This window comes from Marinobacter sp. S0848L (assembly GCF_023016065.1).
GTDB lineage: Bacteria > Pseudomonadota > Gammaproteobacteria > Pseudomonadales > Oleiphilaceae > Marinobacter.
Genome location: NZ_JALKAQ010000008.1, coordinates 51,493 through 76,456, shown reverse-complemented (window position 1 = coordinate 76,456; position 24,964 = coordinate 51,493). Strand labels below are relative to the sequence as shown.

20 protein-coding genes are annotated in these 24,964 nt (G+C 53.6%); 4 read left to right on the top strand and 16 right to left on the bottom strand.

Features of this window, described 5'->3' with window-relative positions; translation table 11 throughout:
* The first annotated feature begins 107 nt into the window (after positions 1-107).
* The 4 genes from MWU64_RS11105 (at position 108) to MWU64_RS11090 (ending at position 4,284) form a co-directional block, all read left to right on the top strand.
* On the top strand, positions 108-560 hold the full coding sequence (locus MWU64_RS11105) for a winged helix-turn-helix transcriptional regulator (protein ID WP_247064383.1): 453 nt from the start codon (positions 108-110) through the stop codon (positions 558-560).
* Positions 560-1,666: a sugar diacid recognition domain-containing protein gene (locus tag MWU64_RS11100; protein ID WP_247064381.1), complete on the top strand. Its 1,107-nt coding sequence runs from the start codon at positions 560-562 to the stop codon at positions 1,664-1,666. Before MWU64_RS11105 ends, MWU64_RS11100 begins: the two co-directional genes overlap by 1 nt.
* Positions 1,667-1,802: 136 nt before the next feature.
* A complete protein-coding gene (locus MWU64_RS11095) occupies positions 1,803-3,146 on the top strand; it encodes a GntP family permease (RefSeq protein ID WP_247064379.1) in 1,344 nt (447 codons plus the stop codon).
* Between the two features lies 1 nt (position 3,147).
* Entirely contained in the window at positions 3,148-4,284 is a 1,137-nt protein-coding gene (locus MWU64_RS11090; protein ID WP_247064378.1) for a glycerate kinase, read from the top strand.
* Between the two features lie 82 nt (positions 4,285-4,366).
* On the opposite strand, the gene MWU64_RS11085 is transcribed toward MWU64_RS11090, so the two are convergent.
* From MWU64_RS11085 to MWU64_RS11010, 16 genes are all read right to left on the bottom strand, one after another.
* The gene (locus MWU64_RS11085; protein WP_133006060.1) at positions 4,367-4,732 is read right to left on the bottom strand and encodes a MerR family transcriptional regulator; all 366 of its coding nucleotides are present in this window, start codon (positions 4,730-4,732) and stop codon (positions 4,367-4,369) included.
* Positions 4,713-5,015 carry an integration host factor subunit alpha gene (gene ihfA, locus MWU64_RS11080; RefSeq protein ID WP_022989370.1) on the bottom strand — a complete coding sequence of 101 codons (303 nt, stop codon included), beginning with the start codon at positions 5,013-5,015 and terminating at the stop codon, positions 4,713-4,715. Before ihfA ends, MWU64_RS11085 begins: the two co-directional genes overlap by 20 nt.
* Positions 5,016-5,018: 3 nt before the next feature.
* Positions 5,019-7,391, bottom strand: a complete 2,373-nt coding sequence (gene pheT / locus MWU64_RS11075; protein WP_247064376.1) for a phenylalanine--tRNA ligase subunit beta — start codon at positions 7,389-7,391, stop codon at positions 5,019-5,021.
* A gap of 74 nt (positions 7,392-7,465) precedes the next feature.
* Complete coding sequence (gene pheS / locus MWU64_RS11070) at positions 7,466-8,464, bottom strand: phenylalanine--tRNA ligase subunit alpha (protein WP_114333215.1); 999 nt, start codon at positions 8,462-8,464, stop codon at positions 7,466-7,468.
* A gap of 139 nt (positions 8,465-8,603) precedes the next feature.
* Positions 8,604-8,957: a 50S ribosomal protein L20 gene (rplT, locus tag MWU64_RS11065; protein WP_114333214.1), complete on the bottom strand. Its 354-nt coding sequence runs from the start codon at positions 8,955-8,957 to the stop codon at positions 8,604-8,606.
* A 50-nt stretch (positions 8,958-9,007) separates the two neighbouring features.
* Positions 9,008-9,199, bottom strand: a complete 192-nt coding sequence (rpmI, locus tag MWU64_RS11060) for a 50S ribosomal protein L35 (RefSeq protein ID WP_007151842.1) — start codon at positions 9,197-9,199, stop codon at positions 9,008-9,010.
* A gap of 94 nt (positions 9,200-9,293) precedes the next feature.
* Positions 9,294-9,830 carry a translation initiation factor IF-3 gene (gene infC / locus MWU64_RS11055; RefSeq protein ID WP_247064482.1) on the bottom strand — a complete coding sequence of 179 codons (537 nt, stop codon included), beginning with the start codon at positions 9,828-9,830 and terminating at the stop codon, positions 9,294-9,296.
* A gap of 2 nt (positions 9,831-9,832) precedes the next feature.
* The gene (gene thrS / locus MWU64_RS11050; RefSeq protein WP_247064374.1) at positions 9,833-11,758 is read right to left on the bottom strand and encodes a threonine--tRNA ligase; all 1,926 of its coding nucleotides are present in this window, start codon (positions 11,756-11,758) and stop codon (positions 9,833-9,835) included.
* Between the two features lie 160 nt (positions 11,759-11,918).
* Positions 11,919-14,519 (bottom strand): TRAP transporter permease, encoded by a 2,601-nt coding sequence (locus MWU64_RS11045; RefSeq protein WP_247064372.1) that lies wholly within the window; start codon positions 14,517-14,519, stop codon positions 11,919-11,921.
* Between the two features lie 79 nt (positions 14,520-14,598).
* Positions 14,599-15,582 carry a TAXI family TRAP transporter solute-binding subunit gene (locus MWU64_RS11040; protein ID WP_247064370.1) on the bottom strand — a complete coding sequence of 328 codons (984 nt, stop codon included), beginning with the start codon at positions 15,580-15,582 and terminating at the stop codon, positions 14,599-14,601.
* Between the two features lie 186 nt (positions 15,583-15,768).
* Positions 15,769-18,159 carry an MMPL family transporter gene (locus MWU64_RS11035; protein ID WP_247064368.1) on the bottom strand — a complete coding sequence of 797 codons (2,391 nt, stop codon included), beginning with the start codon at positions 18,157-18,159 and terminating at the stop codon, positions 15,769-15,771.
* A 45-nt stretch (positions 18,160-18,204) separates the two neighbouring features.
* Positions 18,205-19,353: a YCF48-related protein gene (locus tag MWU64_RS11030; RefSeq protein WP_247064366.1), complete on the bottom strand. Its 1,149-nt coding sequence runs from the start codon at positions 19,351-19,353 to the stop codon at positions 18,205-18,207.
* A 131-nt stretch (positions 19,354-19,484) separates the two neighbouring features.
* On the bottom strand, positions 19,485-20,873 hold the full coding sequence (locus MWU64_RS11025) for a DUF1329 domain-containing protein (RefSeq protein WP_247064364.1): 1,389 nt from the start codon (positions 20,871-20,873) through the stop codon (positions 19,485-19,487).
* Positions 20,874-21,073: 200 nt separating this feature from the next.
* The gene (gene pepN / locus MWU64_RS11020) at positions 21,074-23,716 is read right to left on the bottom strand and encodes an aminopeptidase N (protein ID WP_247064362.1); all 2,643 of its coding nucleotides are present in this window, start codon (positions 23,714-23,716) and stop codon (positions 21,074-21,076) included.
* Between the two features lie 30 nt (positions 23,717-23,746).
* Entirely contained in the window at positions 23,747-24,583 is an 837-nt protein-coding gene (locus MWU64_RS11015) for a DUF2797 domain-containing protein (RefSeq protein ID WP_247064360.1), read from the bottom strand.
* Positions 24,580-24,882 (bottom strand): DUF1315 family protein, encoded by a 303-nt coding sequence (locus tag MWU64_RS11010; RefSeq protein ID WP_247064358.1) that lies wholly within the window; start codon positions 24,880-24,882, stop codon positions 24,580-24,582. The genes MWU64_RS11015 and MWU64_RS11010 overlap by 4 nt, the downstream gene beginning before the upstream one ends.
* Positions 24,883-24,964: the final 82 nt, after the last annotated feature.

The following is a 24,964-nucleotide window of genomic DNA, read 5'->3' as shown; positions in this document are numbered from 1 at the left end:
CCTTTAATTACCCCGTCAAAATTATTAAAAAAACCGGATATAGATTAAAATTAGGAAAATCGACTTATAAAGCCATAATTCAAACTCTCACCCTAAGGATAGCAGCCATGTCGGATCTCGACAGGATCGACCTTGCCATCGTTCGAGAACTGCAAAACAACGGGCGCATTACCGTCACCGACCTCGCATCGAGGGTAGGCTTGTCTAAAACCCCCTGCCAGATACGCATGCGCCGGCTCGAAGAGCAAGGTTACATCACGGGTTATTCTGCGATGGTGAACCAAACGAAGCTGGGACACTCCCACGTAGCTTTTGCTCAAGTGACGCTGAGCGATACGTCCAGCAAGGCTCTTGCAGCCTTCAACGATGCCGTAAAAAAGATTTCAGCCGTAGAACAATGTCACATGATGGCTGCTAATTTTGATTATCTGCTGAAGATCCGTACACGGAATATGGCTGAATACCGTCAGGTTCTGGGGGAACAAATTTCTAACTTGCCCCATGTGCTGCAAAGCAGCACTTTTGTTGTCATGGAAAACGTAAAAGACCGGGGTCTGTAATGACAACGCTTGACCAAGCTACCGCCCAGCGCATCGTTGATCGTGCGATGCCCGTCATCGGCCATTCCGTTAACGTGATGACGCCAGACGGCATCATCATCGCATCCGGTGATTCCCTTCGTGTGGGAGCCATGCACCAAGCCGCACGGCAGGTGGCGGAAACCTGCGCACCGGTAGTGATCACAGAACAAGAAGCTTGCCGTTACAGCGGCACACGCGCAGGTGTTAATTTGCCGGTTGAGGTGGGCGGAAAGATCGTTGCCGTTGTCGGTATTTCAGGCGTCCCGGATAAAGTCCTGCCTTTTGCGGACCTGGTGCGGATTACCGCAGAGCTGATATTGGAGCAAGCCTCATTCATCGAAATAAGCCGCCAACGCCGGCACCAGATCGAAAACACCGTGTTGGCCTTACTTAACGGCGAGGCGGTATCAGACCACTGGCTCAAACAACTCTCGATTGACCTCAGCAAACCCAGAATCGCGGTGGTGCTTGAGGCCAGCCAGCCCCACCTGCCGTGGTTAACCGATATCACCTCGCTGGCCCGGGATATGGAGCGGGTTGAGCCCGAGGCTTTGGTCGTTCAAACACCCGACCAGAACGTTATTTGCTTTTTTATCGAGAAATCGCCAACGGATGCAATGACTGCAGCACTGGCGCGCCTGCCTCAGAAGATAGCGGCGTCAGTATCGGCTGCCACGGGCGCCGTATTCAGTCACAATCTTAAAGCCTGCTATGAATCCGCCGAAGCGGTCTTGCAAGCGGCCAAACAACGTTACCCTATACCGGTTCGCGCGCACTATGACGAATTTCCTTTGGCGACCCTATGGCGAAGCTTGAAGCCGAGCTGGCAGCAAGATCAACTCACTCTGGCGCTTCGGCCTCTTCTCAATCACCCCCGTCGTGATCAGTACCTCAAGACTCTTCGCACGTATATTAATGCCGACGGCGATATCCAACGCTGCGCGGAGCAACTACATCTGCACCGAAATTCGGTTCGGTATCGCCTGAAAGGTATTGAGACTTTAACGGGGTGGTCACCGTTCCGGCTCGAAAACCTCGTGTTTCTTTATCTGGCGCTGGAATCAAACCGGCAGACTGTGCAGTAACACAATAAAGTCGAGCAAAATTAGATCAATTCTATTCTTATGCATAACGAATTCTTGTCAATCTGCTCTTACACTTAGCACCAGATAATCGACCACAGAGTCGGTACGTCAATCGCGTTGATTCTGGAGATTTCCAATGCATCTGGTGCTGATATTGGTCGCGGTCATAATTTTTATTGTGTTCGCCACCAGCCGTTTAAAACTGAATCCTTTTATTACCCTGCTGCTGGCCTCGTTTCTGGCGGCATTTGCCTTCGGCCTGCCGCTGGCCGACATAGAAAAAACCATTCGAGCCGGCTTTGGTAACATTCTGGGCTACATCGGCCTGGTGATTGTTTTGGGCACGATCATTGGCGTGATCCTTGAGCGCACCGGTGCCGCCATTGTGATGGCCGAAAGCGTGGTCAAATGGCTGGGCCAGAAGTTCCCGACGCTTACTATGTCGATTGTCGGCTTCATCGTGGCTATCCCGGTATTTTGTGATTCTGGCTACGTCATTCTGAACAGCCTGAAACGCTCTATGGCCAGAACGCTCAACGCATCCCCTGTGGCCATGACCGTGGCCCTGTCTACCGGCCTGTTTGCTACCCACACGCTGGTTCCACCAACCCCCGGACCTATCGCAGCCGCTGGCAACCTCGGCCTGGAAAACAACCTGGGTATGGTCATTGGAGTCGGGCTGGTATTCGCCATCATTGCTGCCTGCGCAGGCCTGTTCTGGGCATCCCGCTGCAAAGACCTGCCCAGCACCGAACTTGAACAAGCAGAAGAGGCTTTCGAAGAAGCCAAACAGCACTATGGCGAGCTGCCTTCGGCCACCAAAGCGTTCGCGCCCATCTTCGTTCCCATTCTATTGATTTGCATAGGTTCAGTAGCCAGCTACCCGACTGCACCTTTGGGTGACGGGATGGTCTATGACATCCTGAATTTTCTCGGCAAGCCGTTAAACGCACTGCTCATCGGCCTTGGATTTGCACTCACATTGCTGCAAGGCAGGAACAAATTTGAAGAATTTGGCCGCCATACCAGCAAAGGCCTGGAAGTCGCTGCACCTATTATTCTGATTACCGGTGCGGGCGGTGCGTTCGGGGCGGTTCTGGCCGCCACGCCACTGGGCAGCTACCTCGGTGATACTCTCTCCACATTGGGTCTGGGGGTCATCATGCCGTTTATTGTTGCCGCTGCACTCAAATCGGCTCAGGGTTCTTCCACCGTTGCCTTGGTAACTGCATCTGCACTGGTTGCGCCGTTGCTTCCGCAGCTGGGATTGGATTCCGACTTAGGCCGGGTACTAACCGTCATGGCGGTGGGAGCCGGCGCTATGACAGTATCCCACGCCAACGACAGTTACTTCTGGGTGGTGTCCCAGTTCAGCAAAATGAACGTTGCAACCGCCTACAAGTCACACACCGCCGCAACTCTGGTGATGGGCCTGGTGACCATTACCTGCGTGTGGCTAACCTCACTGGTGGCTTTGTAACATGCGTATTGTTATTGCTCCTGACTCGTTCAAGGAATGCCTGGCAGCCGATCAGGTTGCCAGCGCTCTGGCCCGTGGCTGGCTAAAAGCCGCGCCCCGAGACGAGGTCATCGAAGTGCCTCTGGCAGATGGCGGCGAAGGTACTACGGTTGCGCTGACCGAAGCCCTTCAGGGGCAACTGCATTCCGTCACTGTAACCGGGCCACTCGGGGAACCCGTGGTCGCCCGCTACGGTCTGGCAAATAACGCGAGCACAGCGATTATCGAAGTAGCGGAAGGAAGCGGCCTGCATTGTGTTCCACCGGATGAACGAAACGCACTATCGGCTTCAAGTTACGGTACCGGCGAACTCATGCTGGAAGCCCTATCACACAAGCCGAAAGTGCTGGTTATGGGGCTGGGCGGCAGTGCGACGACGGATGCCGGTGCCGGCATTTTGCAGGCGCTTGGCGCAAAGCTTCTCGATAAGGAAGGCAATCGTATCCCGGCTGGCGGTATAGGTTTGGGCAAGCTCGCCAGTCTGGACTTGCAGCCGGCTCTCGACGCCATCGGAGACACCCGCTTGGTCGTTGCCTGCGACGTCAATAATCCGTTGACCGGCCCGAACGGCGCAGCAGTTGTGTTCGGCCCGCAAAAAGGCGCGAGCATTCAGCAACTTATAAAACTGGATGCGAATCTGGCCCACTTTGCCCGGTTAGCCAAAAAGCAGGGCTGGGATATATCCAGTTTCCCCGGCAGCGGTGCCGCGGGTGGTATCGGCGGGATGGTGGCCGGTATTCTCGGCGCGCAATTGCGCCCGGGGATTGAGCTCGTCATGGAAACCGTCGAACTGGAAAGCCACATCCAGACCGCCGACTTGGTGATCACCGCTGAGGGCGCCATCGACAACCAAAGCGCTTACGGTAAAACCCCGGCCGGGGTCGCGCTTATGGCCAAGAAATATAACGTGCCGGTCGTAGGCTTTGCCGGCATGCTAGGACAAGACTTTTCGGCTCTGCAAACGAAAGGGCTGACCGCGGCCTTTTCGATAACCCGAGGGCCGATGGAGCTCCAAAGTGCCTATGCCCAGGCCCCGGCCAATTTGGAGCAGTGTGCCGAGCAACTCGCCCGGCTTACCCACGCTCTTCGCAACGGCTAATGAACCACAGTTATAAAGCAAAAAACCGAGACGTTTTCGCGCCTCGGTTTTTTTATGTTCAGCGATTTTGATCTTCTTCCGATTACTTGGCTGGAGCGTTCAACACATCCAAGACTTCTTCCAGTTCGGTAATCATTTGCCGGATCAATTGCTTGTACTGTGAGGTATCGTCTTTCACCTCAGAGCTGCTCAACTTTTGCTTGGCACCACCAATGGTGTAGCCCTGATCATAAAGCAGACTACGAATCTGACGAATAGTGATCACGTCAGCACGCTGGTAGTAACGGCGGTTACCCCGGCGCTTGACCGGCGAGAGCTGCGGGAACTCTTGCTCCCAATACCTCAATACGTGTGCTTTGACCGCACACAGCTCTGCAACTTCACCAATGGTGAAATAGCGTTTCCCGGGAATAACGGGAAGCTCGTTGTTATGACTCGGTTCCAGCATACGTTTCTACTTTTTGTTTCAGTTTTTGGCCGGGCCTGAAGGTAACGACGCGTCGGGCGCTGATCGGGATTTCTTCACCCGTTTTGGGGTTTCGTCCGGGGCGCTGCTTCTTGTCACGGAGGTCAAAGTTGCCGAATCCCGACAACTTCACCTGCTCATTGTGACTGAGAGCACCTCTGATTTCATCGAAGAAAGCTTCTACCATTTCTTTGGCTTCCCGCTTGTTCAGACCTAACTCTTCGTACAAGCGTTCTGCCATATCCGCTTTCGTCAAAGCCGCCATCCGTCAACTCCTCAGTGTTGCCCCCAGCTCTTCTTTAAGGGAGTCAATAACCCCGTTGAAGAGCGTATGCACTTCGTCTTCATTCAGCGTGCGCTCTGGATGCTGCCAAAACAGGCTCAGAGCCAAACTGCGATTGCCCTCTCCCAGGCTTTCGCCCTCATAGACATCGAACACACGCATATCTGTCAGGTGTTCGCCGGCTTGTTTACGAGCTATTTCTTCAACCTGAGCGAACGACACTTCGCTTCCGATAATGATAGCCAAATCTCTTCGAACTTCCGGGAATTTCGAAACATCTTTGAAATTAGGCACATATCCGGTCACGATCGAATTCAAGAATAGCTCAAACATTAGAATCGTGCCATTAAGTTCAAGGTTTTTCTGCACTTGAGGGTGCAAAGTTCCCAACCAGCCGACACTTTCGCCATCTCGCAACAGCTCTGCGGTTTGTCCAGGGTGCAATGCCGGGTGCTGACTTGCTCGGAACTGGATCTCGATACCGAGTACCTGGAACAGACTTTCCAGCTCACCCTTCACGTCAAAGAAGTCTGACGCACGGCGGCCGTTGGTCCAGTTTTCAGGGGTCTGGTTACCCACCACAACGCCAGCCAGCATGGGCTGTTGATCAATCTGGTCGCCATCTTTCACAAAGCGAAGACCCGTTTCGAACAAACGGATGCGAGGCTGCTGACGGTTCTGGTTGTGCTGAACCGTTTTAATCAGGCCGCTCCAAAGCGTGGTGCGCATAACCGAAAGATCGGCGGAAATCGGGTTCGCCAAAGCGATACCTTCCCGATCAGGATCAATCAACTGCTGAACTTTGGGGTCCACAAAGCTGTAAGTAATCGCTTCCTGATAGCCTTGAGCCACAAAGAAGTTGCGAACCGCCGATAGTGGCCGAACCGCTTCTTCCCGAACACTCAAACCTAACGAACCCGTCGGCTCCGTGACCGGAAGGTTGTTGTAGCCATAGATACGACCGACTTCCTCAATCAAATCTTCTTCAATCGAAATATCGGGGCGGAAGCTGGGTACGCTGATTCGCCAACCATCCTTCAGAAGTTTTTCTACACGTAAACCGAGCCGAGACAGAATTTCTTCTACCGTAGTACGGTCAATCGCCAAACCCAGCACGTCGGCCAAGCGCTTCTCACGCAGGTCAACGGTTTTTGCTTTCGGCAGATCTTCCCAGCTGACCACTTCGACAATATCACCCGGCTCACCACCGACAATATCCATCAGCAGACGGGTTGCACGCTCCATTGCCTCGCGGGCCAGCTCGTAATCAACACCGCGCTCAAAACGGTGAGAGGCGTCGGTATGCAAACCGTAGTGACGCGCCTTTCCGGCCATAGCAATGGGTTCGAAATAGGCGGACTCCAAGACCAGATCCTGAGTCTTTTCATTCACGCCTGAGTGCTCACCGCCCATCACACCGGCAATCGCGATCGGCTTGTCGTGATCGGCGATCACCAGAGTTTCAGCGGTGAGTTCGACTTCCTGGCCGTCCAGCAACACCAGCTTCTCGCCAGCCTTTGCCATACGAACCACAATCCCGCCTGAAATTTCTTCACGATCGAATGCGTGTAGAGGCTGCCCTAACTCCAACATGACGTAATTAGTGACATCAACGGCGGCATCAATGGAACGAATGCCGGAACGACGCAGTTTTTCCTGCATCCACAACGGCGTTTCGGCCTTCAGGTTTACGTTACGCAGAACGCGCCCCAGATAACGGGGGCAAGCTTCCGGCGCTTCAACGCGAATGGCCGGCACCTCAGAATGAACGGCCTCAACCGGCTCGATTTCAGGGGCTTCCACTACCTGGCTGTTCAATACACCCACTTCGCGGGCCAAGCCTTTGATAGACAAGCAATCACTGCGGTTGGGCGTCAAATCAACATCAATGGCGATGTCGTTCAGCTTGAGGTAATCAACCATGCTTTGGCCAACCGGAGCATCGTCAGGCAGTTCCATCAAGCCATCGTGGCTTTCTGACAGAGCCAATTCGGATTCGGAACACAGCATGCCTTGGGAGGGCTGGCCACGCAGTTTGGCTTTCTTGATTTTGAAGTTGCCGGGTAGGACTGCACCCACCTCAGCGAAAGGCACCTTTAGTCCTTCACGTACGTTCGGTGCACCACACACTACCTGTACAGTCTCTTCGCCATTGCTAACTTGGCAAACGCGCAGTTTGTCGGCATCCGGATGGGCTTCCACGGAAACCACTTCACCCACGATCACACCGGAAAATTCGCCGGCTACCGGTTCAAATCCGTCTACTTCCAGACCCGCCATGGTGATCTGGTCCATCAATGCCTGGGAATCTATGCTCGGATTAACCCACTCTCGCAGCCACTGTTCACTGAATTTCATCGTTCTAGCCTTGTCCTGATGCCATTTATGCGGTTGATTCGGAGACTTGCTTGCGCCGTTTAGCCTTCAGAGGCCTAACGGAACTGGCGCAAGAAACGCAGGTCGTTTTCGAAGAACATGCGCAGATCTTTTACGCCGTAGCGAAGCATGGCCAGGCGCTCTACGCCCAGACCAAATGCGAATCCGCGATATTCTTCGGCATCAATGCCGCAATGCTCGAACACTTTCGGGTGCACCATTCCGCAGCCCATCACTTCCAACCACTTAATGCTGCCGTCAGCTTCCCGGCCCCACTCGATATCCACTTCTGCAGAGGGTTCAGTGAACGGGAAGTAGGATGGACGGAAACGAACTTTCAAATCACGTTCGAAGAAAACACGCAGAAACTCTTCTACGGTGCTCTTCAGGTCAGCAAAGCTCACATTCTTTTCGATCAGCAAGCCTTCCACCTGATGAAACATCGGCGTGTGCGTCATATCCGAGTCGCAACGATATACTCGTCCGGGGCAGATCATGCGGAACGGCGGCTTGCCGGCTTCCATGGTGCGGATCTGAACAGGCGATGTGTGCGTGCGCAACAACGTACCCGGATTAAAATAGAAGGTGTCGTGCATGGCACGAGCCGGGTGATGACCCGGGATATTGAGGGCTTCGAAGTTATGGTAGTCGTCTTCGATTTCCGGCCCTTGCTCGACGCTGTAACCGGCGCGCGCAAAAATTTCTTCAATACGCTGCAGCGTGCGGGTCACAGGGTGCAAACCACCCAGATCCTGCCCGCGGCCTGGCAAGGTCACGTCAATGGATTCGCTGGCCAGCTTGGCCTCAATGGCGGCCTTTTCAAGATCGGAGCGGCGGGCGTTAATCGCCTGTTCAACCTGCCCTTTGGCTTCATTGATTTTTTGGCCGGCTGCAGGGCGCTCCTCTGCAGAAAGCTTACCCAGTGTTTTCGCCTGCTGAGTAATAGAGCCTTTCTTACCGAGGTACTCTACGCGAATTTGATCAAGCGCCTGAAGGTTGTCTGCCGCTTCGACTGCACTCAATCCGTCCTGAACCAACTGTTCAAGGTTTTCCATTGACCCTGCTCCAAACCTGAAATGAGGTAGGTTAAAACAAAAATAGGGGAAGAGCGTGCCCTTCCCCTATTCAGAAGGCGCCGTCATGAACTCATGAGGCGCCCTGATCGATCAGTAATCGATGAAAGAGCTTAAGCGATCACAGGGATGCTTTGGCCTTCTCAACGATAACAGCAAAAGTCTGCTGCTCGTTCATGGCCAGGTCAGCCAGAACCTTACGGTCGATCTCAACATTCGCTTTCTTCAGACCAGCGATCAGACGGCTGTAAGACAGACCGTTTGCACGAGCACCAGCGTTGATACGAGCGATCCACAGAGCGCGGAAAGCACGCTTACGGTTACGACGGTCACGGTATGCGTACTGACCGGCTTTGATAACCGCTTGCTTGGCAACGCGGAATACACGACTACGAGCGCCGTAGTAACCCTTGGCCTGCTTGAGAATCTTCTTATGACGACGACGTGCTACCACGCCACGTTTTACACGAGCCATACTATTATCCTTCTACCTTAATATACTTGATCAAGAAGTTAGCGGCTGAATCAGCACGCCGTCATGCGCTTGATTGAAGCCACGTCGGACTTGGCAATCAGCTTGGTGCCACGCAGCTGACGCTTACGCTTAGGGCTCTTCTTGGTCAGGATGTGACTGGTGAAGGACTGCTTGTGCTTGAAGCCAGTGGCGGTTTTCTTGAACCGCTTGGTGGCTCCGCTCTTAGTTTTCATCTTAGGCATTTTTTAAAACTCCGCATTCTATTTTAGGAAAAACAATTGTGCCCCTGAACGACAAATCCCCCGCTAATGCGGGGGACCCATCATTGGATCAGGTTCACTTCTTTTTGCGGGGAGCCACAATCATGGTCATCTGCCGGCCTTCCATTTTCGGCCGCATTTCTACCGATGCAAGCTCTTCAATATCCGCTTCGATTCGGTTCATGAGCTTCATACCAATTTCTTGGTGTGCCATCTCACGGCCCCGGAAACGGATAGTGATCTTGCCGCGGTCCCCGGCTTCAAGGAAACGTACCAGGTTGCGTAGTTTTACCTGATAATCCCCTTCTTCAGTTCCTGGACGGAACTTAAGCTCTTTGACCTGCGTCTGCTTCTGCTTTTTCTTGGCAGCCGCTTTCGCCTTCTTCTCTTCGAAGATTTTCTTGCCGTAGTCCATTATTTTACAGACGATCGGATCGGAATCCGTAACCTGCACCAGATCAAGTGTCGCTTCTTCCGCCATGCGAAGAGCGTCCTCAATTGGAACAACACCAACCTGATTGCCTTCGGCATCGATCAAGCGGACTTCAGTTGCGTCAATATTCTCATTGATAGGCGCTTTTGGAGTACGCCCCCGATTCGCTCGCTGTTTAATAATTAGATCTCCGTTTCAGTTTTGCCTTTGCGTTCAATGTCGGCAGCCAACAGCTGCTCAAACGCTTCAAGCGATAAGGTCCCTAAATCTTCACCTTTGCGGGTACGCACGGCAACCGCATTGTTTTCGATTTCCTTGTCGCCCACAACGACAAGGTAGGGAACCTTGTTAAGAGTATGCTCGCGGATTTTAAAGCCGATCTTCTCGTTTCTCAAGTCAGCATTTACCCGATATCCCAAAGAATCCCATTTTTTGGCCAATTTTTCACAGTAATCACGCTGATTATCGGTGATATTCAGCACCGCAATTTGTGTTGGGGCCAACCAGGTGGGGAACGCACCTTCGTATTCTTCGATCAGTATACCGATAAATCGCTCAAAAGACCCGAGAACGGCGCGATGCAACATAACCGGCGTTTTCCGCTCGGAATTATCGGCCACATACTGGGCACCCAAACGACCGGGCATTGAGAAATCTACCTGAATCGTACCGCACTGCCAAACTCGGCCGATGCAGTCTTTCAGAGAGAACTCGATTTTCGGACCGTAGAACGCACCTTCACCCGGCAGCAATTCCCAGTCAACACCGGCACGGTTCAGAGCTTCTTCAAGAGCCGCCTCGGACTTATCCCATACTTCGTCAGAACCCACCCGTTTTTCCGGACGGGTTGACAGCTTGTAAAGGATTTCAGAGAAACCGAAGTCTTCATAAACCTCGTGCAAGAGGTGGATAAACGCCGACACCTCTTCCTGAATCGCATCTTCTTCACAGAAAATATGCGCATCGTCCTGAGTGAAGCCACGAACCCGCATCAAACCGTGCAACGCACCCGACGCTTCGTTTCGGTGGCACGAGCCAAACTCTGCCAGACGCAGCGGCAAATCTTTGTAACTCTTCAGCCCCTGGTTAAACACCTGCACGTGGCAGGGGCAGTTCATAGGTTTGATCGCGTAATCGTGCTTCTCGGACTCTGTGGTAAACATGGCATCCGAGAACTTGTCCCAGTGCCCGGACTTTTCCCACAGCGTGCGGGAAACCACCTGCGGCGTTTTGATTTCCTGATAGCCGTGATTGCGCAGTTTGCCGCGCATGTACTGTTCGATTTCCTGATACAGCGACCAGCCGTCCGGGTGCCAGAACACCATGCCCGGGGACTCTTCCTGCATATGGAACAGCTTCAGCTTCTTACCAATTTTGCGGTGGTCACGCTTTTCCGCTTCTTCCAGACGATTCAGGTAAGCCTTAAGATCTTTCTTGTTGCCCCAAGCGGTGCCGTAAACACGCTGCAACTGCTCATTGTTGTGGTCACCACGCCAGAAGGCGCCCGCCACTTTGGTCAGCTTGAACGCTTTCAACTTGCCCGTGCTTGGCACGTGAGGGCCACGGCACAAGTCAATGAAATCACCCTGCCGATAGAACGACAGATCCTCATCACCGGGAATGTCTTCGATGATCTGGACTTTGTACTCTTCGCCCATTTCTTCAAACAGCTTGACCGCGTCTTCCCGGGACATAACAGAACGGGAAACCGGAATATCCTGCTTCGCCAGCTCTTCCATGCGCTTTTCAATTCGCGCCAGGTCCTCATTAGTAAACGGACGGTCGTATTTGAAGTCGTAGTAGAAACCGTTGTCTACCACGGGGCCGATCGTCACCTGCGCTTCCGGGAACAGCTCTTTGACCGCCATCGCCAGCAGGTGCGCGGTCGAGTGGCGGACAACGTCCACGCCGTCTTCATCACGCTCCGTTACGATCGCCAGTTCAGCATCTTTCTCAATCAAATAACTGGTATCTACGAGCTGGCCATCCACCTTGCCTGCCAGGGCGGCTTTCGCCAGGCCTGCACCAATATCGGCGGCAACGTCGTGTACGGTAACGGGTTCTGCAAAACTGCGGTGACTGCCATCTGGCAGGGTAATGACGGGCATGGAATTCTCCTGATGGTTTTTCTCAGCGGTGATCTATACCAAAGATCACATGGTTGTCAGCCTCCGCGACACAAACCGCGGGCCGATTTGAGGGCGAGTTTAACAGAAAAAAGCCCGGCAACAATGCCGGGCTTCTACTAACACCAACCTACCCTTGAATTTAAGCCGGCTGCGGTTGCGCCTCTTCTTTGGCCTTTCGCCTGAGCTGGCCGTAAGCGACAAACCCGAGCAGGAGCAGAGCCGGTATAAACACCAACTCCCTCGGCGGTCGATCCAACTTGGCCTGAACCGCTTCAATGGTCCAACCAAACTGAATGCCAGCTTTTTCAGCCGGACTACCGAAGTTGACGAAATCTACGGCCAACGCGCCATCAAACTCCGAAACTTCAAGCCCCGCAGCGGCCAACCGCTCTGCCCCGGTGTCTCCCGCGGGCATGTCGAGCTGCACGTAGGTGGTTACGTCGCTGCCATCAAGTGACATTCCAGATACTCTGAATACGACTTCTTCGTCTTTCGGAGCCGTTTCAACGTACTCCATAATCGCTGCGCCCTGCACTTCTTCGTGGGGCGGATAGACCATATCCCAGAAGAAACCCGGGCGGAACAGCGCGAAGGTGATCAGCAACAGCGCGATCGTCTCCCACCAACGGGTGCGAGTGAACCAGAAGCCTTGCGTGGCTGCCGAGAACACCAGCATTGCCGTGACCGCACTGGCTATGGTGACCAACAGATCAAACCAGCCCGTCAGCCCGATCAACAACAACTGCGTGTTGAAAATGAACATGAACGGTAAGATCGCGGTACGAATGTCGTAGGTGAAGCCTTGAACACCCGTGCGTATTGGATCTGCTCCGGATATCGCGGCCGCCGCATAGGCGGCCAACCCCACGGGCGGCGTATCATCCGCCAGTATCCCGAAGTAGAACACGAACAGATGCACCGCAATAAGCGGCACCAACAAGCCATTCTGTGCGCCCAAGGTGACAATAACCGGTGCCATCAAGGTAGACACGACGATGTAGTTCGCTGTGGTAGGCAACCCCATACCCAGCACCAGGCTGATCACTGCCGTGAACATGAGCATCAGCAGCAGATTACCGCCTGACAAGAACTCCACGAACTGGGTCATGACCAACCCGATGCCGGTCAGGGTAACCGTGCCCACCACAATACCCGCTGTTGCCGTGGCCACACCGATGCCAACCATGTTTCGCCCACCGGTCGCCAGGGAGTGAAAGAGGTCTGAGATGCCACCAACGAACTCGCTCATCAGGCCGCCGTGCTTGCGGAAGAAAGCCTTCAACGGGCGCTGGGTTATGACGATAAAAATCATGAACAAGGTTGCCCAGAAAGCGGAAAGCTGCGGAGAAAAACGCTCAACCGTCAGACACCAGACAAGCACTACAACTGGCAACAGATAATACAAGCCGGTTTTGACCGTGGGCCCCACCTCCGGAAGCTCACCCATATCCTCGTCCGGATCGTCCACCTCCAGTTCGGGGAATTTGGTCGCGTAGGCAATCAAACCCACGTAACTCAGCAACAAGGCACCGCCTAACACCCATATTGCCGCAGCGCCCAGGTATTCTTTCGTCCAGCCAATGCCGTAATAGACCACCGCGGTCAGCGCGCACAACCCGAGCAAGACCACCACCCAGTTCAGCATGCGCTGCGCCAGCGTTGGGCGGTTCAAGCGCTCAATGCCCTGCATCTTCAGCTTACAGGCCTCAAGGTGCACGATATAAACCAAAGCGACGTAAGAGATCAACGCCGGTAGAATCGCGTGTTTGATAACTTCCAGGTAGGAGATGCCTACATATTCCACCATCAGAAAGGCTGCTGCGCCCATAATGGGCGGTGTTAGCTGGCCATTGGTGGAAGCCGCCACCTCAACAGCACCGGCCTTCGTCGCCGGAAAACCAACACGTTTCATCAAAGGGATGGTAAACGTACCCGTCGTCACCACGTTGGCGATGGATGAACCGGAAATGACACCACTAAGACCACTGGAAACAACAGCCGCCTTTGCGGGGCCGCCTTTCATGTGACCAAGCATGGCGTAGGCAACTTTAATAAAGTAATTACCCGCGCCCGCACGCTCCAGCAATGCACCAAAGAGCACAAACAAGAAAACAAAACTGGTTGAAACGCCCAAAGCAACGCCAAAGACACCTTCAGTCCCCAACCATTGGTGCGAGGCCAGTTTGTTAAGGCTTACGCCTTTGTGAGAAATCACATCTGGCATATAGGGGCCAGCCAGTGAATACCCGATGAACACTGCCGCCACAACCGTTAACGGAAGCCCAAGGGCCCGACGAGTTGCTTCCAACAGTAAAACCAAACCACCCAGCGCAACCCAGAGGTCCTGAGTAATGGGCGCACCCGGGCGTTGGGCCAGTTGATCATAGAAAACGTATAAATAAGAGGCTGCAGCCGCCGCTGCCGCTGCCAGGATCCAATCGTAAATGGGCACTTTGGTGGTATGCACCCCCTTGATCATGGGGAATGCAGAAAACGCCAAAAATACAGCGAATGCCAAATGGATCGAACGCGCTTCTGTAGAGTTGAAGATGCCGAAATTCAGAATGAACGGAAGTGGTGATGCAATCCAAAGCTGAAACAAAGACCAGCACACTGGAATAATGAAGAGGATTGCAGCTGCAGGCCCGACAAGCGCCCTGCCCCCGGTTTCCGTCTGTAAAACCTGTTCGACTTTGGCAGCATCCACACTCGCGCCGGAACCGGAGTCATTCTTTGTCATTGAATGTACCTGTGATGTGTAGATAACTTGATGGGAAACTCAGGGCGAGCAGTGCTCGCCCTGATGCGTGCACGGCCTGTTAGTCGATCAGGCCGGCTTCACGGTAGTACTTAGCAGCACCTGGGTGCAGAGGCGCACTCAGAGCATCAGCAACCATTTCTTCTTTCTTCAGGTTGCCAAACGCAGGGTGCAAACGCTTGAAGCTGTCAAAGTTCTCGAACACCGCTTTAACAACCGCGTAAACCACATCATCGGGTACGTCTGTCGAGGAAACGAAGGTGGCCGCCACACCGAAGGTGGTCACGTCTTCATCGGTTCCGCGATACATGCCACCCGGAATGGTCGCTTGACGGTAGTATGGGTTATCAGCGATCAGCTTCTGGCTGGCTTTGTTGTCTACGTTTACCACAACACTGTCACAAGAAGTGGTGGCTTCTTTGATGGCACCGGACGGGTGGCCAACGGTATAGAAAAACGCGTCGATGTTGCCATCGCAAAGCGCTTGAGACTGCTCGGCAGCTTTGATTTCAGCGGCCAGAGAGAACTTATCCATTTCCCAACCCATGGCGTCCATCAGTACTTCAGCCGTGGCCCGCTGACCTGAACCCGGGTTGCCTACGGAAACGCGCTTACCTTCCAGATCTTCAAAGTTCTTGATGCCGGAACCTTTGCTGGCAATTACAGTGAACGGCTCTGGGTGCAAAGAGAAAACCGCGCGGAGCTTCTCGTCTTTGCCTGAGTCTTCAAACTGGCTGGTGCCGTTGTATGCGTGGTACTGCCAATCAGACTGGGCTACAGCCAAGTCCAGCTCGCCAGCGCGGATCGCATTCAGGTTGTATACCGAACCGCCGGTACTCTCCACTGAACAACGAATGCCGTGCTCTTTGCGGTCCATGTTAACCAAACGACAAATTGCACCACCTGCCGGGTAATAAACACCTGTTACGCCACCGGTGCCGATCGTCACGAAACGCTGATCTTGGGCGGATACAGAAGTTGAGGCTGCGCCAAGGCTGACGGCAGCGGCGACAGCCATTGCAGACGCTTTAAGTTTTAGTGTCATGTGTACTCTTCCCTTCTTAGGTCGTTATTGTCACTCGCCCACTCTGTCCATGGGCAAATCTTTCGCTCGAATTAAAACATAGAACACATCAGGCGATAAATAAAGAAACGATTGTGTCGCTAAACAGCTGAACAGAAAACAAAAAAAGCCCGCAAATGCGGGCTTTTTCATAATATCTGACTGCTATCAGGACTTGGACGCGGCTCTTGCCTTGGCCAGCATTTTATCAGGCCGTAACAAGAACCTCGCCAGCGCCGGCAACAACCAGATTGCACCAACCATGTTCCACAGGAACATGAAGAACAACAAGAAGCCCATATCTGCCTGGAATTTGATGGGGGAGAATATCCATGTCACCACACCAAGCCCCAGGGTTACACCGGTAAAGATAACCGCCTTACCCGTGGAACGCAGGGTTTCGTAATAGGCTTCCTGCAGGGTCTTTCCTTCAAGCAGGAAGTGCTCAAGTTTGCTGTAGATATAGATACCGTAGTCAACACCAATACCCACACCCAGAGCAATAACCGGCAAGGTCGCTACTTTGATACCAATGCCAGACATAGCCATGATGGCTTCGCACAAGATCGAAGTCAGCCCCAGCGGGATCACAATACATGCTACGGCACGCAACGAACGGAACGTCAGGAAGCACAACAAACTGACCACGCTGTAGACCAACAGCAGCATGATGTCCTTAGCGCCCGAAATCACTTCGTTCGTAGCCGCTTCGATACCGGCGTTACCGGCTGCCAGCAAGAAAGTATGCTCCTCATTGCTGTTCGCCTGAGCAAACGCTTCAGTCCGCTCAATAACGGTTTGCAGAGTCTCGGCCTTGTGGTCTTCCAGGAACACCAGCACCGGCGTCAGATCACAGCTTGTGTTGATCAGCCCTGAAGGTGCATCGCGGATCGACGCATTGATAATGGTCTGGTTACGAGAAATCTCGAACCACTTCCAGTTACCTTCGTTAAGCGCCTTGGTGACCAGCTTGGACACATCCGCCAGCGAGACAGACCCCTGAACGCCCGGCGTGTTTTGCAGCTCCCATTGCAGGCTATCCATGGCCCGAAGCACGTTGTACTGCGTACACTGCTCTTCAGGCGTTTTCACCATCACAACCAACACATCGGCACTGGTGGAATAATTGTTGATGATGAAGGCGTTGTCTTTGTTGTAACGCGAGTCTGCCCGCAGCTCTGGCGCACCTTGGTCAAGGTCACCGACTTTCAGGTCTTGCTTGTAGTACATACCCAAACCAAGACCGATGACCGCGATCAGCAGCGAAATAGGCGCAACACCCGGGTGCGAGAAATAAGACATGATCCGCCACTTGCGGTCCTGTTTCTCACCATGATTCTGAACGTGACGCACACCGCCTTTGGAAATACCGATGTAAGACATGATCAAAACGTGCAGCACCAGGTTCGTCACGATCACGAACGCAACACCCAAACCGGCAGCCACCGCCAGATCGCGGATAACGTCAATTTCAATGAATACCAGAGTCAGGAAGCCCATGGCATCGGAGATCAGCGCCAGCATGCCGGGGATATAAAGCGCCCGGAAAGCCAATCGAGCCGAGGTGACAGCGTCAAAACCTTTGGCCGATTCAACCGCCATGGCGTTAACGATCTGAACGCCGTGACTGATACCGATCGCGAATACCAGGAAAGGAACCAGCACCGAGTAGGGGTCCAAACCGTAGCCAAGCAGCTTCAACGCCCCCAGTTGCCAGAACACCGCAATGATCGAGGTAAACACCGGCACCAACGTTCCGGCGATGCAGCGTGAGTACCAGAATAGCAGCAGGGTGGTCAGCAGAATGGTAATACCGGCAAACCAGGCAATAGATCCAATGCCTTCGATCAGGTCACCCACTTTCTTGGCAAAGCCAACAATGTGGATACTGATTTCAGGGTTCTGGCCCTCATATTTATCACGGATTTTCTCTTCCAGTTGTCGGGAAAACTCCGCGTAATCCAACGCTTCCCCGGTTTCCGGATTCTTCTCGTAAAGTGGCGCGTAAACCACCGTTGACTGGAAGTTATCCGAAACCAGACGACCCACTTCGTTCGAACGCAGAACGTTTTGACGCAGTTTTTCGAGACTTTCCCGCGATCCGTCGTAGTTGTCCGGGATAACCGTGCCGCCCTGGAAACCTTGTTCAGTTACCTCGACCCAGCGAACGTTCGAGGTCCACAGCGATTTCAGGCCCGAACGGTCTACACCGTTGAGATAGAACATCTCATCAGTGATTTGTTTCAGGGTTTCCATATACTCGGGATCAAAAATGTCACCGTCTTCAACCGCTACGGCAATCCGAACGAAGTTGCCCAGATTTTCCAGATCATCCCGGTGATCAAGCATGTTGACGATGTACGGATGCTCAAGCGGAATCATCCGCTCGAAACTGGCATCCGGCTGAATCTTGGCCGCGTTATAGCCAAGAAACAGTGTCAGCACGAGAAATCCGAGCAAAATCAGCGCCCGGTTATTAAAAAGCAAACGCTCAAGAAACGGTTCCGCTTTTGGCGTTGTCAGGTAATGTTCACCCCTGTCATGCATCGGGTCAGACATTAATAAGCCCTCTATCCTTTATTCTGTTGATGCCACACCAGGGCGTTATTTAAGGTTCTTGCCGCGAGAATCGGTAAATTTCACACCGTCCTCACCAACCAGCAAAAGGTTGGTGTCGGACAGCGGAACCGCCCCCATGACACTCCCCCGATCACTGCGGAAGTATGCGCGGAAGCTCTGGCCACCGTTGGCGCTCATCAAAACAGCTCCGCCGTTACCCACCAGCGTAATGCGGCCATCTTCTGTCACCAGCGCATTATTCAACGTGGTGTTGCCTTCGTTTGGAACGATGGTCCAGCTGCGCCCCAGGTCACTGGAAAAAATCGTCGTTCCGCGCAGACCGAAAGCCAATATTTCGTTGACATTTCCGGTGCCGGTAACGCCGAACAATGAGCCGGGATACGGGCTTTCGCGCTTTTCCCAGGTATCGCCATTATCAACCGACACATGAATCTGACCAGCTTCTCCGACAAGCACCAGCGCACCACCGGCGACCTGATCAATGCCGTTGTAATGGAAGTTCTGCGCGTTATCGATGTACGGCGACCAATCCTGCCAGGATTCACCACCGTCTTGGGTCCTCAGGATCATGCCATAAGCGCCAACCGCAAAACCGTGCTGGTTATTTTCAAACCAAACATCGAGTAACGGGTTAACGGGCCCCACTTCCATATCGGCTTCTGCGTTCTCAAGCGCAAAAACCAAATCATCCAGCGCCCACTCAAGATCGTCTTTCTGATCTTCCGGAGCCTGTTCGATGACGTCTTCCATCTCCGCGATCTGCGCTTTTTTAGTTTCGATGGTCAACGCCGCCGCTTGTAACCCGTCAAACTGCAAGGTCCAGTTCTCGCCTGCATCCGAAGAGTGCAACAAGACACCACTGTGCCCGACCGCCCAACCATGGCTTTCGGTACCAAAATCAAGCGCCGTCAAAGTAACCGAAACCGGAACTTCAGCCTGAGTCCAGCTTTCGCCGTCGTTATCGGAATAAATAATGTGACCCCGCTCACCAACCGCAACAATACGATCACCCGTGCGGGTCACATCATTCAGCAACGACTCGGGGGCCAATTCTGTATCCCGTGCAGGAATATCAATGATATCTGTAAGCGCAGACACCGAGGGGGTTACCAAAGTCATGGAGAGGCCCAGACAGGCAGAACCCAGTGTCGCGCACTTGAACCTATTAGCCATTCAGATTGCCTTTACGTTGATTGAATCGTGAAACGGTTGCCGCAGACGCCGCAAACAAACCGGCAACACTGCGCTGCCGGTTCTGATGATACTGTTCAGATAACGGCAAGCCTGCGCCCGCCATCATCGACTTACCGCACACTGCGACGACGCAGGGAAGACGGCGAGAAATAGCGTCTGTTCGGGATATCGTCGGTGAACACGCGGGTATTCGGCTCTTCCGTATCCAAGCCAAGAACGTGATACCGGCGGGCCTGCAGATCGTGGTAAACATCGAGCACCGTCCACACACCGGGCAATTCGTAGTAGTTCTTCAGAATCCCCATAGTGACACGCCACAGGTTGCCTCGACCGTCGTATTGATCAAGCAGGGCGGTATTCCAGCTGTCTGCATCGACATAGAAACGACGCTTACCGTAAATGTGGCGCTCACCGTCTTTCAACGTTGCCTCAACCACATGCACGCGATGCAGCTCCCAGCGGGTAAGGTCCGGGTTCAGGTGAGTCATCCCCAATATTTCCGAATACGGTGTGCCCTTCTCACCAATCCGGTAGTTGTTGTAGGGGATGTAGATCTCTTTCAGACCTTCGTATTTCCAGTTGTACCGGTCCATCGCACCATTGAAGATATCGGTATCATCCGCGGTACGCAGGTTGTCGGCAGCTGCAATGGGTGAGTCGTACCCGAGGTTCGGGGCACGGCGAACACGTCGCTGTCCCGCGTTATAACCCCATCCGTTACGGGGGCTCACAATTTGGTTAAGGGTTTCATGAACCAGGATGGCACCACCCGCCAATCGCGGTGGCGACTGGGTGAACGACAAGTAGTAGAAGATCACGTTATCGAGATCTTTTTCACTGCCTTCGGGGTTATAGAAGTTAACGAACGCTTCTTGCTGCGATGTCACCAGGCCGTAATCGCCGTTGGTTTGCACTGCAACTTCACTGCTGCGACGAGTCACCGAGATGCCACGCCAGCGAGTCAGATGGTTCCAGATCACCTGCCAGGCCTTTTCTTCATTGGAACCATGCAAAATCGGGAAAGGGTAACCGCCGTAGGCGCCTTTGAGACCTTCCGCTTCACCCACAATGCGGGCATTGGTGGCATTCTTCTTGATGTTTTCCTCAACCCAGTCTGGCACCGCGTGAGTGCGGCGTGACTGATATACCGGAATTCGGAAGGTGGTCGGGTAGGTTTCCAGCATGGCCTTAACGCCATCAGACAGGTGCTCGCTGTACTGCTCCATGTTGGAGGCATTGATCTCGAAAAGAACCTGGTCGTCCGGGAAAGGGTCAATGTGATGCTGACCACTGCCCTCGTAGCCAGCCGGGGGTTCGGTCAAACCTCCGGTCCACGCGGGAATGGTTCCTGCCTCGTTACCCGCCTTAACAGACCCAAAGGGAGTGAGGTCATTACCTAAACGCGCAGCCTGACTTGATGAAACAGCAGCCGTTACCGGTGACGCAGCAAATGACAAAGCCAGCAGCCCGCCGAGCCATACATTTTTCTTGTATTTCATTGTGTAACCTTAAAGTCGTCTGAAAGCCTCTAGCGGGCCATCTTGTTATTGTCTGATACTACTCAAACTTTCTTTCAGGTTAGCCGATCGAGCAACAAAGTCTATCGACCAAAAGTGCGATTTTGTATCTGTAAGTGTCCGCCACCGTTGGCTTCACCACTACACGAAGCCAACGGTGTCTTGGTTCCATTTCCTTTGTATTAATCCGCCAAACTTTTCAGAACGACTTCATAAACGTCGCGTGAAAGTTCATCTTTATTACGCACTTGCTCCAACGCCGCCTTCATTTTCTGGCCATATTGGGGGGCAAACTTTTTCCAGCGTGTCAGCGGTGAAATCAGCCGGGCCGCAATCTGAGGATTTCTGTCATCCAACCGGCACACCTGCTCTGCCAGGAACTGATAACCACTGCCATCCGCTTTGTGGAACGCGGCCAGATTTTGGCCGGCAAACGCCCCGATCACCGAGCGAACCTTGTTCGGGTTTTTCCAATCGAACGCAGAATGCTGAAGAAGCGCCTGAATCTGTGGTAGCTGACCGGCCTGATTGCTGGCGGCCTGCACAGAGAACCACATTTCAACAACCTGTGGGTCATCACTGAACTGACGATAGAACTCCGCAAGCGCCTGTTCGCGTTCATCAACAAAGTCAGAGTTCACCAAAGCCCGTAATGCGCCCAAACGGTCGGTCATGTTATCGGTTGACCGATACTGGTCGAGCGCAAAGGCCAAGCCATCCGCATCTTTAATGTGCAGCAGCCAAGCGAGCGCCGTATTACGAAGGCTTCGATGGGCAATCGCATCCGGCGTTAGCTGGTAGTCGCCTTGAGTCTGGCTGCGCAGATAGCACGCCACCAATTCATCCCGCAGCGATTCGGCAAGATGGGTCAGCACGCGTTCACGGGCCGCATGAATTGCCGGCACATCCGCCTGATCCGCCAGCTCAACCAGATAGGCCTCTGACGGGAGCAACAGCATCTTCGCGACCAGCGCCTGATCCAGTGACGTGTCGTTCAGCAGACTTCGGTAGGCCTCGACCAATCGCGGATCAATCTCGGCATCATCCGACGCACCCATCAATGACTGAACAACATCAACGGCCAAACGCTGCCCAGCGTCCCAGCGGTTAAAGCCATCGGGGTCGTGGCTCATCAGGAACAGCAACTGCTCACGGGTCCATGGGTACTGCACTCGTACCGGTGCCGAAAAATTCCGCAGCAACGAGGGTACTGGTCGCTCGGGCACGCCATGGAATTCAAAGCTGTGCTCGGCACCCGTCAACTCTAATACACGATCTACCGGCCCGTTTTGCTCTTCGGCGCTCAAATTCAACGGCAATGGCTGCCCGGCTTTATCGAGCAATCCGAGCGCAAACGGAATGTGCTGCGGCTTTTTATCCGACTGGCCCGGCGTATCCGGAATACTCTGACGAATGTTCAGACGATAGACACCGCGCTGATCGTCATAGTCATCAGAAACCGTAACCACCGGCGTACCCGCCTGCTCGTACCACAAACGGAACTGACCCAAATCGCGCCCGGACGCATCTTCCATAGCCCGCACAAAGTCATCGGTGGTCACCGCTTGGCCATCATGGCGTTCAAAGTAAAGATCACTGCCTTTACGGAACAATTCGTCACCCAACAGGTTGTGAATCATCCGCACCACTTCGGCACCCTTCTCGTAGATGGTCAGGGTGTAGAAGTTAGAAATTTCCATATAGGAAGCCGGACGAACCGGATGCGCCATAGGGCCAGCATCTTCTGCGAACTGTGCGGTGCGCAGGAGCGTGGCATCTTCGATGCGCTTAACCGTTGGCGACCCCATGTCCGCAGAGAACTGGGCATCCCGGAACACGGTAAAGCCTTCTTTCAGGCTCAACTGGAACCAATCCCGGCAAGTTACGCGGTTACCGGACCAGTTGTGGAAGTACTCATGGGCAACGATCGCCTCTATGCGCTGAAACGAGGCGTCGGTGGCCGTTTCCTGACTGGCCAGTACGCAGGATGAGTTAAAAATATTCAGCCCTTTGTTCTCCATGGCACCCATGTTGAAATCATCAACCGCCACGATCATGAAAATATCCAGATCGTATTCCCGGCCGTACACTTCTTCATCCCAACGCATGGAGCGTTTCAGGGCATCCATGGCGAAATCGCACTTAGCCGCGTTCCGAGGCTCCACATACATGCGCAAATCGATGGTTCGGCCGGAACACGTTGTGAAGGTGTCTTTCTTCTCAACCAGGTCACCCGCAACCAGCGCAAACAAGTATGCGGGCTTCGGGAACGGATCTTCCCAGGTCACATAATGACGACCATTTTCCAGTTCACCTTGGTCGATTGGATTACCGTTCGAAAGCAGAATCGGATAGGCCGATTTGTCAGCCTCTACCCGAGTACGGAAAACGGCCATCACGTCAGGGCGGTCCGGGTAGTAGGTAATGCAGCGGAACCCTTCGGCTTCGCACTGGGTGCAAAACATCCCGGAGGATTTGTACAAGCCTTCCAGACGGGTGTTGTTCTGAGGCTCGATCCAGGTGACCACGTTCAGCTCGAATTGCGCCGGCACGGCATGGACCACCAACTTGTCGCCTTGCTCCTCATAGGCGTCCCCCGACAGCCGGGAACCATCCAGTGACACTGATTCCAGCGTCAAGCTATCGCCATTTAACTCCAAAGGCGCATCGGCTTGCGTGCTCTCGGGGTTCTTGCGCACAGTCAACGTGCTGTGAACCCGGGCCCCGTCTTCAAACAGTTCGAAACGCAAATCCACGTAATCAACCAAATACGCGGGAACCTGGTACTCGTTCAGGTAAATGGTTTGCGGCTGGTTGGTTCGCATTCATACTCTCCAAACAAAAACATGACAGGCTCAGTCAAGAACCCGGAACCGGACTTCGTAACCGGTAAATTTTCGGATGTTGATCACCCCGGTATCCAGCATCAGGTATTGGCCTTTGATGCCTTCCAATAATCCTTCGACTTCCGGCGTTTTATCCAGATTATGGGTTTTGACTTTCGCCGGCCAGACTTGCACCGGATAACCCAAGCCAAGTGAGGCTTCGTCCACAATTCGAAGGCTGTCTTCACCGTGTTGCTGCTTCAATGCAGCAAGGTCGTCTTGCACTAACGCCAATATGCGCTCGCGCTCTTCAACCAGATCCAATTCCGGCACATCACCTTTCAGCATCGCCCGCCAATTGGTGCGATCAGCAACATGGCTCTTGCACGCGACTTCCGCCAAGCCCGCCAGATAACGAGTAGACACACGTAGCATCGGGATTGCATCAACCGCGCCCTGATCGATCCAGCGCGTGGGCACCTGGGTGCCCCGGGTGATGCCAACTTTCAAACCACTTGAGTTAGCCAGATACACCACGTGCTCTACCATGCAGTTGGCTTCACCCCACTCCGGCTCGCGGCAGGTGCCTAAATGATAATGACACTTCTCAGGGCTCATGATGCAGCTGTCGCAGGCTGCCAGCTTGCGGAAACAGGGGTAACAAAAGCCTTGGTTAAAACTTTTCTTGGTCGTGCGGTCGCAGTTAATGCAGCGAATCACGCCTTCAAAATCCAACCGGAGCTTTTTGCCGATCAGCTCGTTCATGGGGATTCGGGTATCGCCCACTGCCAAGGTGTAAGCCACCGGGTTGCCTGCCTCGGCAGGCATTTTACGAAGACGCCCGGTCACATCGATGGAGTCAGTCAAACCTTAACCTCAACAAATTGATCGGGATCGACATTGGAACTTTGTTCCTGGCGATCTTTTCGGAACTGCACAGAGGGGTCGCAAGCCGTACCGGCCTTTTCGCCTCTGTCCAGATACCCTACCCGCTCTTCTTCCGGCACATCGTGCTTGTTCTCGTAGTAGATGACTGCCTCCAGGCAAATCGCACGCTGCTCACGTGAAACGGCACGGCCATCCGGCCACTTGCCCAGTTCGATGGCCTGCTTGAGGTTGCGGTATATGGTTGGATCCAGCCGCTCAATCAATTCGTCGTAGGTCATGACCCACCTCTTGAAAAATAGGTTCGTAAAAAAAATCGGCAAATCCGTTTGACAGACGCAAATGATAACGATTATTATTTTC

Bases quoted from the DNA above. Each gene is read 5' to 3' on its own strand.
- MWU64_RS11105 (WP_247064383.1), top strand. From the start codon at position 108: ATGTCGGATCTCGACAGGATCGACCTTGCCATCGTTCGAGAACTGCAA.
- MWU64_RS11100 (WP_247064381.1), top strand. From the start codon at position 560: ATGACAACGCTTGACCAAGCTACCGCCCAGCGCATCGTTGATCGTGCG.
- MWU64_RS11095 (WP_247064379.1), top strand. From the start codon at position 1,803: ATGCATCTGGTGCTGATATTGGTCGCGGTCATAATTTTTATTGTGTTC.
- MWU64_RS11090 (WP_247064378.1), top strand. From the start codon at position 3,148: ATGCGTATTGTTATTGCTCCTGACTCGTTCAAGGAATGCCTGGCAGCC.
- MWU64_RS11085 (WP_133006060.1), bottom strand. From the start codon at position 4,732: ATGCTGGAACCGAGTCATAACAACGAGCTTCCCGTTATTCCCGGGAAA.
- ihfA (WP_022989370.1), bottom strand. From the start codon at position 5,015: ATGGCGGCTTTGACGAAAGCGGATATGGCAGAACGCTTGTACGAAGAG.
- pheT (WP_247064376.1), bottom strand. From the start codon at position 7,391: ATGAAATTCAGTGAACAGTGGCTGCGAGAGTGGGTTAATCCGAGCATA.
- pheS (WP_114333215.1), bottom strand. From the start codon at position 8,464: ATGGAAAACCTTGAACAGTTGGTTCAGGACGGATTGAGTGCAGTCGAA.
- rplT (WP_114333214.1), bottom strand. From the start codon at position 8,957: ATGGCTCGTGTAAAACGTGGCGTGGTAGCACGTCGTCGTCATAAGAAG.
- rpmI (WP_007151842.1), bottom strand. From the start codon at position 9,199: ATGCCTAAGATGAAAACTAAGAGCGGAGCCACCAAGCGGTTCAAGAAA.
- thrS (WP_247064374.1), bottom strand. From the start codon at position 11,758: ATGCCCGTCATTACCCTGCCAGATGGCAGTCACCGCAGTTTTGCAGAA.
- MWU64_RS11045 (WP_247064372.1), bottom strand. From the start codon at position 14,519: ATGACAAAGAATGACTCCGGTTCCGGCGCGAGTGTGGATGCTGCCAAA.
- MWU64_RS11040 (WP_247064370.1), bottom strand. From the start codon at position 15,582: ATGACACTAAAACTTAAAGCGTCTGCAATGGCTGTCGCCGCTGCCGTC.
- MWU64_RS11035 (WP_247064368.1), bottom strand. From the start codon at position 18,159: ATGTCTGACCCGATGCATGACAGGGGTGAACATTACCTGACAACGCCA.
- MWU64_RS11030 (WP_247064366.1), bottom strand. From the start codon at position 19,353: ATGGCTAATAGGTTCAAGTGCGCGACACTGGGTTCTGCCTGTCTGGGC.
- MWU64_RS11025 (WP_247064364.1), bottom strand. From the start codon at position 20,873: ATGAAATACAAGAAAAATGTATGGCTCGGCGGGCTGCTGGCTTTGTCA.
- pepN (WP_247064362.1), bottom strand. From the start codon at position 23,716: ATGCGAACCAACCAGCCGCAAACCATTTACCTGAACGAGTACCAGGTT.
- MWU64_RS11010 (WP_247064358.1), bottom strand. From the start codon at position 24,882: ATGACCTACGACGAATTGATTGAGCGGCTGGATCCAACCATATACCGC.